The 14,762-nt window shown below is 73.5% G+C and carries 10 protein-coding genes; 5 read left to right on the top strand and 5 right to left on the bottom strand.

The window, feature by feature from the left end; genetic code table 11:
• Positions 1-957: an SUKH-3 domain-containing protein gene (locus ACIBPC_RS29105; protein WP_398848769.1), complete on the top strand. Its 957-nt coding sequence runs from the start codon at positions 1-3 to the stop codon at positions 955-957.
• Positions 958-1,070: 113 nt separating this feature from the next.
• Complete coding sequence (locus tag ACIBPC_RS29110; protein ID WP_398848771.1) at positions 1,071-3,122, top strand: polysaccharide pyruvyl transferase family protein; 2,052 nt, start codon at positions 1,071-1,073, stop codon at positions 3,120-3,122.
• Here the strand turns inward: ACIBPC_RS29110 and ACIBPC_RS29115 are convergent.
• The gene (locus ACIBPC_RS29115; RefSeq protein WP_362958069.1) at positions 3,086-3,490 is read right to left on the bottom strand and encodes a helix-turn-helix domain-containing protein; all 405 of its coding nucleotides are present in this window, start codon (positions 3,488-3,490) and stop codon (positions 3,086-3,088) included. The two genes, ACIBPC_RS29110 and ACIBPC_RS29115, sit on opposite strands and share 37 nt — an antisense overlap.
• A gap of 122 nt (positions 3,491-3,612) precedes the next feature.
• Between ACIBPC_RS29115 and ACIBPC_RS29120 the strand changes: the two genes are divergently transcribed.
• Positions 3,613-4,458, top strand: coding sequence for an NAD(P)H-binding protein (locus tag ACIBPC_RS29120; protein ID WP_398848773.1), 846 nt, complete (start codon positions 3,613-3,615; stop codon positions 4,456-4,458).
• Positions 4,459-5,307: 849 nt separating this feature from the next.
• Here ACIBPC_RS29120 and ACIBPC_RS29125 read toward each other — a convergent pair.
• The 4 genes from ACIBPC_RS29125 to ACIBPC_RS29140 form a co-directional block, all read right to left on the bottom strand.
• Positions 5,308-6,315 (bottom strand): nucleoside triphosphate pyrophosphohydrolase, encoded by a 1,008-nt coding sequence (locus ACIBPC_RS29125; RefSeq protein ID WP_398848775.1) that lies wholly within the window; start codon positions 6,313-6,315, stop codon positions 5,308-5,310.
• Positions 6,316-6,335: 20 nt separating this feature from the next.
• Positions 6,336-7,001 carry a SurA N-terminal domain-containing protein gene (locus ACIBPC_RS29130; protein ID WP_362958060.1) on the bottom strand — a complete coding sequence of 222 codons (666 nt, stop codon included), beginning with the start codon at positions 6,999-7,001 and terminating at the stop codon, positions 6,336-6,338.
• A 102-nt stretch (positions 7,002-7,103) separates the two neighbouring features.
• Complete coding sequence (locus tag ACIBPC_RS29135) at positions 7,104-9,749, bottom strand: glycosyltransferase (protein ID WP_398848777.1); 2,646 nt, start codon at positions 9,747-9,749, stop codon at positions 7,104-7,106.
• Positions 9,750-9,815: 66 nt separating this feature from the next.
• Positions 9,816-10,955, bottom strand: a complete 1,140-nt coding sequence (locus tag ACIBPC_RS29140; protein ID WP_398848779.1) for an acyltransferase family protein — start codon at positions 10,953-10,955, stop codon at positions 9,816-9,818.
• 404 nt (positions 10,956-11,359) lie between these two features.
• Between ACIBPC_RS29140 and ACIBPC_RS29145 the strand changes: the two genes are divergently transcribed.
• A complete protein-coding gene (locus ACIBPC_RS29145) occupies positions 11,360-12,148 on the top strand; it encodes an ABC transporter ATP-binding protein (protein WP_398848781.1) in 789 nt (262 codons plus the stop codon).
• Positions 12,145-14,733, top strand: a complete 2,589-nt coding sequence (locus tag ACIBPC_RS29150) for an ABC transporter permease (RefSeq protein ID WP_398848783.1) — start codon at positions 12,145-12,147, stop codon at positions 14,731-14,733. The genes ACIBPC_RS29145 and ACIBPC_RS29150 overlap by 4 nt, the downstream gene beginning before the upstream one ends.
• Positions 14,734-14,762: the final 29 nt, after the last annotated feature.

Here is a 14,762-nt window from a genome sequence, read left to right on the forward strand (position 1 = left end):
GTGATAACGGATACCCACGGGCAGCCGCCGGTCCATCCGGCGCCCCCCGAGCTCCTGCGGCGCCGGGACGGCATCCTCCCGACGACCGCCGCCGCGCTGTCCCTGCCGGAGCGCGGCGCGTTCACCGCGACGGCGATCCGCAGCGCCACCATGCCCGCCCTCCACCCGGTGGTCGCGGCCATACTCGGCGAACTCGGCACCGCCCAGCGCGAACGGCACTTCGGGCGCTGCCCCGAGGTCGCCCTGCTGTCCCGCGTCCTCACCGACGCGGGCGCCGCCGACATCGACCAGGCACGGCACGCGCTGGCGGGCGCGGGCCTCACCACGCGGCACATCCGGGAGGACGGCGACCCGCAGCACGGCGCGTACGCCCCGCACTGCCGGACGTGCACGATGCTGAACGCCCGCCTCGGCGTCCACAGCGTCAGCGCCGCGTCCAGCCCGGGACCCGACCGCGCGGGGCCCGCGGCGGGCGCGCCCTGGGCCGTGGGGACCGTCCACCAGGCCCTCGCGGAGGCCGGGTGGCAGCCGGGCAGGCGGCACGCGGCGCGGGCCGAGCAGTGGGCCGACGCGCTCAGCGGGCACCGGTCGGCGCACGGGCGGACGCACGCGCTGTTCCCGGCCGCGTTCGAGACCTGGGCCGAACTGGGGCCGCTCACGCTGCACCCGGCCGGTCCGGGAGCGGCGTACGCGCCCAGCGGCGTCGTCGTCGACCCGCTGCGCGGGCTGCACTGGACGCGGACGCTGGGCGAGCTGGGGCACGCGCTCGACACCCAGCTGTGCCCGCTAGGCGAGGAGAGCGGCGGCACGGCGCTGCTGGCCGTGGACAGGGAAGGACGGCTGTACGCGATCGACCACACGGGCGACTGGTTCCTCGGGCACGACGTGCTCGCGGGGCTGACGACCCTCCTCACCGGGGCGGCGCCGCACCGGCTCGCGCTCGCCGACAGCGCGTGACCATGGCCGGGGACGCCCCCCGGCCATGGGAAGTTCACCCGCTGTGTCACCGGACAACACCTCGACAACGACGGCCGTTTGGCAGAGTCGGTCAGCGCGTGCCGAGGAGGATCATGGAACACCGGAAGCGCCGTGTCGCGTTCGCGGCCAGGGTGGACGCGGAGCGGCTGTCCTGGCTGCCCGCGCTGCTGCGGAGTCTCGCGCTGACCAGCCCCGCGGTCTGCGAGGACGTCGTCCTGCTGCATCCGGGGCTGCCCGACGCCGACTTCACCGCCGCCCGCCGCTTCCACCCGCGCCTGGTGCCCCGGCGAGAGGACGAGGGGTACGGCGACTACGACACGGTCATCACGCTGCCCGCCGAGGGCCTCGTACGCGACGACCTCGCGCCGCTGCTGCGCACCCGCCGGCCGGTGGTCCCCTACGAGCCCACCGAGGACCCACAGCCCGCAGGCCCCACAGGCTCCGTGGAACCCTTCGGGTCCGAACACGACGCAGCGACCGCCGAGGCGTCCCCACCCGATCTGACGCCCCACCAGTTCTACGCCGAGTACTGCGCCCTGCCCGGCCGCAAGGCGCACGACCTGCTGCTCCACTGCGCCCTTCCGCTGCTGGGCGCGGACGGCCCGATCGTCACCCCGGCCGGCAAACGCGTCGATCCGGCGGGCCTCGCCCGCGTCGTCGGCTCCGCACTGCACCAGCAGGGACGGTACGCCGAGGCCGTCGACGTGCTCGCCCCCGCCGCGGGTGATCCGCGCCGCGCCCGCAACCACGAGGCGCTCGGCAGCGCGCTGATGGCCCTGTCCCGCTACCCCGAGGCCGAGACGCACCTGCTCGTCGCCACCGCGCACCCCGTCGTCGCCCCCCGCGCGTTCGCCCAGCTCGCCCGCCTCGCCTGGCTGCACGGCCGCGACACCGACGCCCACCGCTACGCCCGCCAGGGCCTCGACGCCGACCCGACCGACCCGGGCTGCCGCGCCCTCCACGCCCGCACCCTGCCGGGCGCCACACCCCCGCCGCCTGTGCCCGCCACGGAACAGGTCGCCCACGTCGCGTACTACGCCTACGAGCAGGAGAACGCGGGCGACAAGATCCTCCCGGAGGCCGTCCGCCGCTGCTTCGGCCCCACCACCGACGCCACCCGCTGGCACACCGTCCCCGTGCACCGCCTCGTGGACGACCGGGTGCTCGCCGAACTCAACGCGCGGCGCGGCGTGATCGTCGGCGGCGGCGGCCTCTTCCTCCCCGACACCTGGCCGAACGGCAACAGCGGCTGGCAGTGGAACGTCCCCGACGAGCAACTGCGCCGCATCACCGCGCCCCTCGCGGTCTTCGGCGTCGGCTTCAACCTCTTCGACGGGCAGCACCTCGCGCCGGGCCGCATCGCGGGCAGCCTGCGGACCCTCGTGGAGTGCGCCGCGTTCGTCGGCCTGCGCAACCGCGGCTCCGTCGAGCGCGTCCGCGAACTGCTCCCCGCCGGACTGCGCGACCGCGTACACCACCAGCCCTGCCCCACGACGGTGCTGCGCCACCTCGTCCCCGGCTGGACCGACCCGGCCCCCGGCGACCGCACCGACACCGTCCTGCTCAACTGCGCCTACGACCGCGCCGGACTGCGCTTCGGCCATGACTACGGGTACTTCCTCGACCAGATGGCCCGCGCCGTCCGCAGCCTGCGCGCCCACGCCGACGTGCGGTACGCCGCCCACACCCCGGCGGACGAGGCGTTCGTCCACGACCTGCGCCGCGAACACGGCCTGACCCTGCCCGTCGCCCGGCTCTACGACCTGACGAACGGGGAACTGCTCGACGCCTACCGCCGCGCCCGCCTCGTCATCGGGATGCGCGGCCACGCGACGATGCTGCCCTTCGGCTGCGGCACCCCGGCCCTGAGCCTCGTCTCGCACCCGAAACTGGCTTATTTCCTCGCCGACATCGACCGGCCGGAATGGGGCGTGTCCATCCACGCGCCCGACCTGGCGGCCGACCTCACCGAGCGGGCCGTCGGCCTGCTGACGGACCACGAGGCGGCCGTCGCGGACGTCCACGGGCGGCAGCGCGAACTGCTGCGCGTCACCCGGGAGAACGCGGCCTCGCTCGCCGAACTCTTCGGCCTCCCCGGGCCGCCGGCTCAGACCACGGCGCGGGGCGCGGGCGCCGCGTCGTAGGCGTCCCGCGCGCGCTCGACGCGCGGGAGATGCTCGGCGGCCCAGCCCGCGAGGTGCGCGAACAGCGGGGCAAGGCTCAGGCCGAGCTCGCTGATCTCGTACTCCACCCGCGGCGGCACCTCGGGGTGGTACGTGCGCAGGACGAGGCCGTCGCGTTCGAGCTGGCGCAGCCGCTGGGTGAGCACCTTGGGGGTGATCCCGCCGACGTTCCGCTGGAGTTCCACGAAGCGCTGGCGGCCGTAGGCGTGGAGCGACCACAGGATCGGCGTCGTCCAGCGGCTGAACACGATGTCCACCACGGGCCCGATGGGGCACGCGCCCCCGGCGTCCGAGGACGCGGCCGCCGTCCACGAGGCGTTCTCCACCATCCGGAATCCCCCTTGGCAAGTCACTATCTTCTAGGTACCTACTACATCCGCGATGGTAGCTTCCCTCGGCCGGGGGCGGGACGCACCCGCCCGTTCGCACTCTCACCCAGAGGAAACGCGCCATGATCGTCATCACAGGGGCCACCGGGAACGTCGGCCGTCCGCTCGTCCGCGAACTCGCCGCATCGGGGGAGCGGGTCACCGCCGTCTCCCGCGCCGTCACCGCGGCGGACGTCCCCGAGGGCGTACGCCACCTGGCGGCGGACCTGACCGAACCGGACGGACTGCGGCCGGCGTTCGACGGCGCCGACGCGCTGTTCCTGCACAACACCGGCGCCGCCGCCCACCTGGTGGACCCGCACCGCATACTCGCCGCCGCCAGGGCGGGCGGCGTCCGCCGCGTCGTCCTGCTGTCGTCCCAGGGCGTCGTCACCCGCCCCGGCTCGCAGTCCCACGGCGGCCTCGCCCGCGCGTGGGAGGAGGCGGTGCGCGATTCGGGCATGGAGTGGACGCTGCTGCGCCCCGGGGGCTTCGCCTCCAACGCGTACGCGTGGGCGCCGTCCGTACGCGAACACCGGGCCGTCGCGGCGCCGTTCGGCGACGTCGGCCTGCCCGTGGTCGACCCGGACGACATCGCGGCGGTGGCCGCCGCCGCACTGCGCGAGGACGAGCACGCCGGGCGCGAGTACATGCTGACCGGCCCCGCCGCCGTCACGCCCAGGGAGCAGGCGCGGGCGATCGGCGAGGCGCTGGGCGAGCCGGTCGGCTTCACCGAGTGGACGCGCGAGGAGGCGCGGGCGGCGATGGGCGCGTTCATGCCCGAGCCGGTGGTCGAGACGACGCTGGCCATCCTCGGCGAACCGACCGGCGAGGAGCTGCGGGTCAGCCCCGACGTGGCCCGCGTCACCGGCCGCGCCCCCGGCTCGTTCGCCGCCTGGGCCCGCCGCAACGCCGCCGCCTTCCGCTGAGACGGCCGCGGCGGCCGGACTCCGCCGCACGGCAGCCATACGAACGGCACGGCACCACCCCCGGCGGGGAGACGCCCGCCTCGCGGCCCGCCCGGTCCTTCAAGGCCGGGCGGCGCCAGGCCACCACGAGACGGGGTGACACCGCCGGCTTGCCTGGATGCCTCGCTTCGGCAGGGGTTGGCGGGCGGTGGCGCCCTGTGTGCCGGGTCTCTTCCTGTAGCGCGGTCCGGCATCGGCGGACCGTCGCGCAGCCGATCGCGGGACGGGGCGGCGTCGGCTCGCCCGGCTCCCGCGCCGGACCGGCCGTGCCGAAGCGTGCTGTTCGCCGGGGCGTTGGCGTGTGAGAGCGCTCCGCGGGTCCGACGTCTGCCCGTGAGGTCTTCCAGGGCAAGCTGTTCCCAGGACGGGGCGGTGTCCGCTCGGCAGGGCGTTGTGCTGCCTGGGGCGTTGGCGGGCGGTGGCGTCCGTCTGCGAGGCCGGGTGGTCCCGGCGTCGTCCGGTGGCGGGGGAGTGGGATTCCCCGGTGGGCCGATCCCGCCGTCGCGTTCCGCTCGGGCAGCTGTTGCCCGTGCGCCCGCAGGGCCACCCCTCTGCGAACTGATTTCCGCGCCCGGCCACTTCGCCGGTCCCCGGATCCCGCCCTGGCCGGTGCCGGGTCTCCTCACCACCGCCGCAAGCGCAGCGGACCACATGCCGACACGGCGCGCGGCGCCCGCACTTCTGCCCGGGAAGCCCCGGGCACCGCCGCCCTCACGGGACTTGCCCCACCACGCCGTCCATCCTCGCATCCTCATGGTCACGGAGCGTAGCGGACGGCACTGACAAAGCCGCCCGGCGCCCGGCGGGCGGTCAGTCCCCGCCGGGGTCGGGAGCACCCTCCGCCGCGCGGATCGCCGTGCGGTACGTCCGCGCCGCCGCCCGCAGCGCCGTCTCCGGGTCGACCCCCGCCGCCCCCGCCTCGGCGGCGAGCGCCAGCAGCCGGTAGCCGTACCCCTCCGCCCCCGCCCCCGCCCCGGGCAGCGGCACGTCGAGACCCGCCGCCCGCGCCCGGCCCACCAGCTTCGCGGCGAGCGCCAGCGCGGGCTGCCCCAGCGGCACCCCGTCCGTCACCGACGCACGGCCCTTCTCCACACCCTTGATCCGGAGCCACTGCGCCTTCACGTCCTCGGCCGTCTCCGCGACCTCGTCGCCGAAGACATGCGGATGCCGCCGCACCAGCTTCTCCACGATCCCGCCCGCCACGTCGTCGATCCCGAACGGCTCCTCCGGGTCCTCCTCCGCGATCCGCGCGTGGAACACCACCTGGAGCAGCACGTCCCCCAACTCCTCGCGCACCCCCACGCGGTCGCCGGTCTCCACCGCCTCGACCAGCTCGTACATCTCCTCGACGCCGTAAGCCGCCAGCTCCGCGCTCGTCCGCCCCGACGCCCACGGGCACACCGCGCGGATGCGGTCCATGACCTCCACCAGGTCGAGCAGCCGCGCGCCCGGCAGGTCGTACGAGCCGGGCAGCAGCTCCAGATCGGGCAGCGCGCCCGCGCGCCCCGAGCCCGCCAGGGCGGCGAGCCCGTCCGTCAGCGCGCGTTCGCCCTCCGCGCCCGCGAGGACCACGACCGTACGGCCCCCCGCGCAGGCGGCGACCAGTTCGGCGGCGGCGGGCGCCGCCGTCTCCACGGCCACCCCGGCGTCCTTCAGGTACGGCAGCTGCGGGTGGGCGGCGTCACGGCACAGCACACGGTCGGCCGTCCGCAGCGCCCGCCAGGCCGCCCACGACAGCAGGCCGGGCGCGACCCGGTGCGTCGTGGTCAGCAGGACGATCCGGCCAGGCCCCGTGCGGTCACTGTCTCGCTCGCTCACCCGTCGAGCGTAGCCCGGCGTCAGGCGGGCGGTGCCGGGACCTCGGCGGTGTCGCCCGCGCCGCCCTCGGCGCGCACCCACGGCTGGTCGGCCTCGCCGAGCGTCAGCTGCTCGGGGTCCCAGCGGCCGTAACGCGGGTTGACCTCCACGCCGATCTCGTCGGCGGTGCGGCCGAGCAGCTCCACGATGGCCCGCTGCCCCTCCGGCGAGTTCGCCGCGCCGAGGCGCTCCGCGAGGCGCTGGATCAGCAGGTTGCTGCGGAACACCATGTCGATCTGCTCGTCACCGGCGAGCGGCAGCCCCTGCTGCGGCATCAGCGCGGCCTCCGCGAGGGCCTCCTCGCCGCCCACGTTCTGCTCGGCCAGCGAACGGGCCTCCTGCACGTCGCGCCGGCTGACCTCCACGCCCTCCTCGGCCGCCGCCCGCTCCAGGACCTCCAGGTAGACGAGGAAGTCCACGGTCTGCCGGGACAGGGAGCCGCTCGACGCGATCAGCTCGTCCGCGTTCGGCTGCGCGCGCTGCGCGTCGCGCACCGCCTCCACCTGCGCCTGCACACTGGCCAGCGAGATGTCCTCGCCGCCCACCACGGCGGCCTGCCCCGGATGGCCGCCCGTCGAGCAGCCGGTCAGGAGCGCAACGGCGGCAGCGGCTGCGGTCAGGGACAGGAGGGACGCGCGACGCTTCACCTTGCACTCCCGTGTGCGGAAACCTGCGGTACGTGGGTCGAGTCGGTCGATCTTATGCAGCGCGGCCCGCGAAGGCCAGGGAGCATCGCGCGGCAGGCCGCGTCATTCCGCGCCACCGATGCGGGCCGCCCTGTTCCGCACCTTGACACGCAACGCCTCACGCCGCGCGAACCGTTGAAGCGAACGCCCCTCCGCGCCCAGCATCTCGGCCACCCGTGCGATCTCCATCCACACGCGCGACCGCCGCCCCCCGACGCACGCCGCGCCGCCCAGCATGGTCAGCGCGTCCTGCGCCCGCCCCGCCCGCGCGTGCAGCTCCGCCATGCCGACCAGGACGTCCGTCGACTGCGTGGACCGGCGCAGGATCTCCTTGCCGATGCGAAACGCGTTGGCGTCCTGGCCCGCCCGCAGGTGGTCGCGGAACTCGTCGGTGCGGAACGCCACGCTCTGCCCGATCGCCACCGAGAAGCGGTTCCGCGCCTCCTCCTCGTCGTGCGCCACGGCCGCGCCGGGCGCGGGCAGCGACAGCGCTGCCGACATGCGGGCGCTGAACGCCGGGATGTCGAACAGTTCCTCGACCTCCCGGTACCGCTCCTCGTCCACGTCCTCGTCCAGTACGGCGGCGAGCGCGTCGAGCGCCGCCTCCGGGGTGTACTCGGTGTAGGCCCGGTAGCCGCTGACGCCCTCCAGGACCTCGCGGGACCCGACGCGGTGGAACGTCGCGATGCGCAGCCGGTGCTGCACCGCCTCCACTACGGACAGCGGCATCGGGTCGTCCACGCTGGACAGGAAGAACACGTCGGACGCGGCCAGTTCCTCGCGCACGCGGTCACGGGACAGGGCGCCCATCCACTCGACGCGGTCGGACAGCAGCGTGCGGCGGGCGATGCGCGGCGTCTTCCAGCCGACCCAGCTGAAGCGCCACGGCAGGCCGCGCGCGTACGCCAGTTCGGCGACGCGGGAGAACAGGTCCACGCCCTTGCGGTCCTGGACGGTGCCGACCATGACCATGCGGGGGCGTTCCGCGACTGTCGCCGACGCCCGCGTGCGGTGGATGTCGCGGGGGACGGTGTTGTAGATGACGATCGGGTCGGTGACGCCGAGCTGGCGGAACATGTCGGCCTGCGCCTTCGACACGCACAGCACGGTCAGCCGGGGCAGCAGCTTCAGCATCTCGACGTGCCGCTCGGCGGACCGTTCCGCCTCGTAGTTGAAGACGTACTCCGTCTCGTGCGCGTACAGCATCACCGTGCGGCCCGCGTCGAGGAGGCCCTCCACCAGCCCGTTGGCGATCGGCGAACGCCAGAACGGCGCCATGCTGTTGATCAGCACGATCTCCGCGTCCGCGAGCGCGTCGGCGGCGTGCTCGGGCTGCGGGAACGCGGCCAGGTCGAAGTAGTGCACGTCCACCGGGGACTGGGCGATCAGCGCCTGCGTGTAGGTGAGCACGGGGACGGCGACACCCGTGATGTACGAGAAGCTCACGCCGACGACGGCGAGCGTCGAGGGGCGGTTCGCGCGCCGCTCGACCTCGGCGAGGGCCCGTTCCGCCAGGGAGAGGCCGCTGGGGCGGACCGCGCCGGGGGCCGCGCCCGTACCGCCCTCGGTCACCGGGCGCGGCGGCACGGCGTCCTCGACGACGGTCATGATCTGTTCGGCCACGTCGTCGCGGAACGCGAGGAAGTGTTCGATGGGCGAGCCGTGCTGGTTGGCGAGGAACTTGCGGGACCGCCGCAGCCGGGACGTGACGGCGGCGACCTCCTCGGTCGTGCCCGCGTTGCGCAGCAGGGGGTGGTGGATGGTGGGGAAGACGATGTTCAGCGCCTCGGGGTTGTACAGCACCAGCGGGACGCCCGCGCGCAGCGTCTGCAGGTAGGTGGTGGAGAAGAACGTGATGGCCAGGTCGTACGCGGCCAGCGCGTCCGCGTCGAGCAGCGTGTCCGCCTCCAGCACCGTCACGCCGGGCAGCCCGGCCAGCCAGGTCAGGTGCGCGGCCTGGGTGGAGGGGTGCGGCTTGATGTCCACCGTGCCGTGCTCGCCCAGCGCGCCCACGAGCCGCGTCAGCTCATCGCGGTGCGCGGGGCGCGGCATCTTGCCCTGGTCGCCGAGCGGCTGGTCGAGGACGATCACGCGAAGCGGCGCGTCGGCCTCGCGGGTGGTGCGGTGCAGGCCGGAGCGGGCGACGGTCAGGAGCGTCGGGTCGTCGCTGTGGCCGAGGGCGCCGGTGATGTGGACGGGCGGGCCGGGTTCGGCGGTGCGGAAGCCGACGTGCTGTGCCATCGCCGGGCCCCACACGCAGACGGCGGCGGGGCGGGAGGCGCCGTAGTACCAGTTCTGGTCGCGGCGGCCGGTGCCGAGCCGCTTGTAGTGGAAGTCGAGGTGGCCGTCCTGCACGAGGACGACCGGCAGGTCGTCGGTCAGTGCCTCGGTGACCTTGCGTCCGCGCCGCGACTGGTCGTTGAAAAGGACGACGCGCTCGATGCCCTGCTCGCGCGCGTAACCGGCCGCGCGGACCTTCAGCGCCTGGGCGAACTCGTCGTCGCTCATCGCCTCGCCCACCTCGAAGAGGTTGCGGACCGTGACGCCGTCGAGGCGGTGCGCGGCCTCCTCGGCGATCCAGCGGGCGACCTCTCCGTTCACATCGGCGGTGAACACCGAGAACGTGTGGCGGGCTGCCCGGGGCGCGGTCATGATGCGCCGCGTCAGGTCGACGCCGTTGCGGTTCTCGACAAAGACAGCGATGTGCATCTTCTTCCCAGTTCTCCTGGTCCGGTGGCGGTGCGAGGCGGTGCGTGACGGTGGAGCGGGCCGGGGTCACCCGGACCGGGAGGCGGGGCCGGCGCCCTGCGGCGCCGCCGGGGAGGCCGCGGGGGAACGGGGTGGCGGGGGCGTCCCTCCCCGGCCGTCCGCGGCGTCCGGCAGCCTCTCCGGCGGGCGCAGCAGCCAGCGGCCCCGCGGCTGGACCAACGGGCGCGTGAGGGCCTGTACCGGGCGTGAACCGAGCACGACGGTCGATGCGACCGCCACCGCGAGGACGGCGAGCGCCTCGGCGTCGGTGTCGATCCGCGCGAAGAAGTCGATGTTGTGGAAGTGGGTCAGCACCAGCGGATGGAGGATGTAGATGTACATGCCCGCGGTGCCGAGCGAAGTCATCAGCGGCACGTGGCGGCGCGGTACGAGGCGGACGAGCGCGAGGACCGCGATCACGCCCCACAACAGGATGGCCGCACGGATCGGGACGCCCCGGGCGAACGCGAAGTCCTCCGCGCTGTACGGCCGCTTCATCGCCAGCCACTCGGGGGACAGCCGGTCGTTCAGCAGCCACGCGCCGCCCGCGAGGGCCGCGGTGACCAGGGCGGCGGCCCAGCGCGGCACGGCGGCGACGGCCGCCGCGAAACCCTCTCTTTCCCGCAGGAGATGACCGAGGTAGAAGAACGGGAAGAAAGTGATCGTCTGCGAAGCGGAAAAGGGGTAGCCGATGTCCTCGGCGAATCCGACGGTCAGCGCGAGGAGCACGGAAATGGCCAGGGGCCAGCGCAGCGTCACCACATAGGGAAGCGCCATTTTCCAGAAGATCAGCGACAGCAGGAACCACAGTGTCGCCGCCGGTTCCACAAGGGAGAAATGCCATTCCCTGTCGATCGCCCACAGCTGGATCGATGTGACCAGGGAAACGGCGACATAGGGGAGTGCGATTCCGGTGACGAGCCGCCCTGCCGCCCGCCCGGTCAGCGGAAGCGCCGAGCTGAAGCGGCCAGATATCAGGGCGAACGCGGGCACGCCCAGCTGCCACGAGGCGTTGTACAGCCAGTGCATGAACGGGAACTGGTCGCGGAGCGGGGTGATGGCATGCCCGACGAGAACGGTCGCCGCGGCGATGTACCGCACGTTCTCCCACTGCGGGTCCCGGGGCTTCGCGGCCGGGCCGGCGATGTCGCGTTGCTGCCTCAGCACCTTGTGCCTTCCACCGTGCTCAACTCCATACGACCGGGTGGGGCCTTGCCGATGAGCACAGCCGATGAGCGGAGGTCATGAATGAGTCGTTGCTTATTCCGGACCGCTCAATAGTGCGCAGAAAGAGTGGCCCCGGCGCAGCGCCGGAGTGAACTGGGGGTGAATTTATGACGGGTGGGTGACAGGGGTGCACGGCGGCCGTCCCGGCGCCGTGGGCGGGCGTGTGGCGGGGTGGTTCTCAGGGGCGGTTCTCAGGGTTGGCCCCGAGGCATCCCCGAGACGGCCGGGGGGACGCGTTCATACCGGCGGGCGACGAGCCGGGGCCGTCCCTGTTTCTAGCCTGAGGGGGCAGGAGAGGAACAGCCGCTCGACGGGAGCGGCGCACCGACTGAAGGAGACGGACCGTGGCTACGGCTGTGGTGGACCCGGCGACCGGGGGGAACGGGCGGCACGCGGCCGAGGCGGCGCGGGCGGACGACGTGGTGAAGGCGTACGGGTCGGGTGAGACGCGCGTGGTCGCGCTCGACCGGGTGAGTGTGTCCGTGGAGCGGGGGCGGTTCACGGCGATCATGGGCCCGTCGGGGTCGGGGAAGTCGACGCTGATGCACTGCCTGGCCGGGCTCGACACGGTGACCAGCGGCCGCATATGGGTGGGGGAGACGGAGATCACGGGGCTGAAGGACAAGCGGCTCACGAAGCTGCGGCGGGACCGGATCGGGTTCATCTTCCAGGCGTTCAACCTGCTGCCGACGCTGAACGCGCTGGAGAACATCACGCTGCCCATGGACATCGCCGGCCGCAAGCCCGACAAGGAGTGGCTGGACCGGGTGATCGAGACGGTCGGGCTGGCCGGGCGGCTCAAGCACCGCCCCGCGCAGCTGTCCGGCGGCCAGCAGCAGCGTGTCGCGGTCGCCCGCGCCCTCGCCGCGCGCCCTGACATCATCTTCGGCGACGAGCCCACCGGGAACCTCGACTCCCGCGCCGGGTCCGAAGTCCTGCAGTTCCTGCGCCGCTCGGTCGACGAACTCGGCCAGACCATCGTCATGGTCACCCACGACCCCGCCGCCGCCGCGTACGCCGACCGCATCGTCTTCCTCGCCGACGGCCGCATCGTCGACGAGATGCACCAGCCGACCGCCGACCGCGTCCTCGACCGCATGCGCCACTTCGACGCCAAGGGCCGCACCTCATGACCGTCCTGAAGACCTCGGTGCGCAACTTCTTCGCGCACAAAGGCCGCATGGCCCTGTCGGGCATGGCGGTCGTCCTGTCGGTCGCCTTCGTCTGCGGCACGCTCGTCTTCACGGCGACGATGAACACGACGTTCGACAAGCTCTTCGCCGACACCGCCTCGAACGTCATGGTCGCCCCGGCGGCCGAGGACGGCGAGGGCGGCATGTTCGACGACGAGGGGTCCGCCACCGGCGTCCCCGACTCCCTGCCCGCCTCGGTCGCCGACGAGATCGCCGACGTCGAGGGCGTGGACCGTGTCACCGGCGTCGTCGTCTCCACCAGCGCGGTCGCGGTGGACGAGGACAACGAGAACATCGGCCCGACCACCGGCGCCCCCACCATCGTCTCCACCTGGTCCGACATCGAACTGCGGTCCATGGAGATCACCGAGGGCGGCCCGCCCGAGGGCTCAGGCGACATCATGATCGACGCCGACACCGCCGAGAACCGCGACCTCGGCATCGGCGACCGCGTGCGCCTCGTCACGGTCGGCGGCGACCAGGACTTCACCGTCTCCGGCATCGCGGCGTTCACCGTCACCAACCCCGGCGCCTCCCTCCTCTACATCGACCTCGACACCGCCCGCGCCCTCCTCCTCGGCGGCCAGGACGCGTACACGTCCCTGTACGTCGACTCGACCGGCGCGGTCACCGACGAGCAGCTCAAGGCGGCGGTCGGCGACGCCGTCGGCGCCGACGCGTACAAGCTCCAGACGGCCGACGAGTTCGTGGAGGAGAACCGCGACTCGATCGGCGAGGTCCTCTCGATCCTCGAATGGGTCCTGCTCGGCTTCGCGGGGATCGCCCTGCTGGTCGGCATCTTCCTGATCGTCAACACGTTCTCCATGCTCGTCGCGCAGCGCACCCGCGAGATCGGACTGCTGCGGGCCCTCGGGTCGAGCCGCCGCCAGATCAACAGGTCCGTGCTCACCGAGGCCCTGCTGCTCGGCGTCGTCGGCTCCGTCGTCGGCTTCGGCGTGGGCGTCGGCGTCGCGGTCGGGCTGATGGCCCTCATGAGCGCCATCGGCGTCGAGCTGAGCACCGACGACCTGACGATCGACCCGAGCGTGCCGGTCATCGGCGTCGTCCTCGGCGTCGTGGTGACGCTGCTCGCCGCGTACGTCCCGGCGCGCCGCGCGGCCCGCATCAGCCCCATGGCCGCGCTGCGGGACGCCGGCATGCCGGGCGACGTCAGGGCGAACCGGATCAGGGCGGCGATCGGCGCCGTCCTCAGCCTCGCCGGACTCGCCTCGCTCGCCGCCGCGGCGGCGCAGGACGAGGCGGCGGCGGGCGGCGGCCTCCTCGGCCTCGGCGTGCTGCTCAGCCTGCTCGGGCTGATCCTCGTCGGCCCGGCGCTCGTCGGCCTCGTCGTCCGGTTCATCGCGGCGGTCCTGCTCCGCGTCTTCGGCCCGGTCGGCCGCCTCGCCGAACGCAACGCGCTGCGCAACCCGCGCCGCACCGGCGCCACCGCCTCCGCGCTGATGATCGGCCTGGCGCTGGTCGTGGGCCTGTCCGTCGTCGGCACGTCCATGGTCGCCTCCGCCACCGACGAGATCGACCGGTCGCTCGGCGCCGACTACATCGTGCAGCCCGCGGTGATGTCGCCGGTCACCGAGGACATCCAGCGGGCCGTCGAGGGCGTGGACGGCATCGAACGCCTCACCCCGTACCGCGACATCGAGGTGGACGTCACCGCGCCCGACGGCACGGAGACGGACTCCAGGATCGGCGCGGTCCCCGACACCTGGAACGACGACGTCGCGCTCGACGTCCTCGAAGGCTCGATGGCCGACGCGCTCGGACCCGACAGCATCTCCGTGGACAGCGACTTCGCCACCGAGGAGGGCCTCGCCCTCGGCGACACGCTGGACGTCGCCTTCCAGGACGGCGACACGGCCACGCTCACGATCCGCGCGATCGTCTCCCCGGACAGCGCGCTCGTCGGCGCCTGGTACGTCTCGCTCGCCACGGCCGAGCAGTACGTCCCGGCGGAGGCGCTGGCGCTGCCGGTCTTCCTCTTCGTCACCGCGGAGGACGGCCAGGAGGACGCCGTCGCGGCGGGCCTGGACGCGGCGCTCGACCCGTACCCGCAGATGGAGGTCATGGACCGGGCCGAGTTCAAGGAGATGCTCCAGAGCCAGATCGGCGGGCTGCTCAACATGGTCTACGGCCTGCTCGCGCTCGCCATCATCGTGGCCATCCTCGGCGTCGTGAACACTTTGGCCCTGTCGGTGGTGGAGCGGACGCGCGAGATCGGCCTCATGCGGGCCATCGGCCTCTCGCGCCGCCAGCTGCGCCGCATGATCCGCCTCGAATCCGTCGCCATCGCCCTGTTCGGCGCACTGCTCGGCCTCGGCCTTGGCATGGCGTGGGGCGTGACGGGCCAGCAGCTGATGGCGCTGGAGGGGATGGACGTGCTGGAGATCCCGTGGCCGACGATCGTGATCGTCTTCCTCGGCTCCGCACTGGTCGGCCTGCTGGCCGCCCTCTTCCCCGCGATCCGCGCAAGCCGCATGAACATCCTCAACGCCATCGCGACCGACTGACGACACCCCGCCCGACCCCGACGAGCCGC

This window comes from Streptomyces sp. NPDC049879 (assembly GCF_044461265.1).
Lineage (GTDB): Bacteria > Actinomycetota > Actinomycetes > Streptomycetales > Streptomycetaceae > Streptomyces.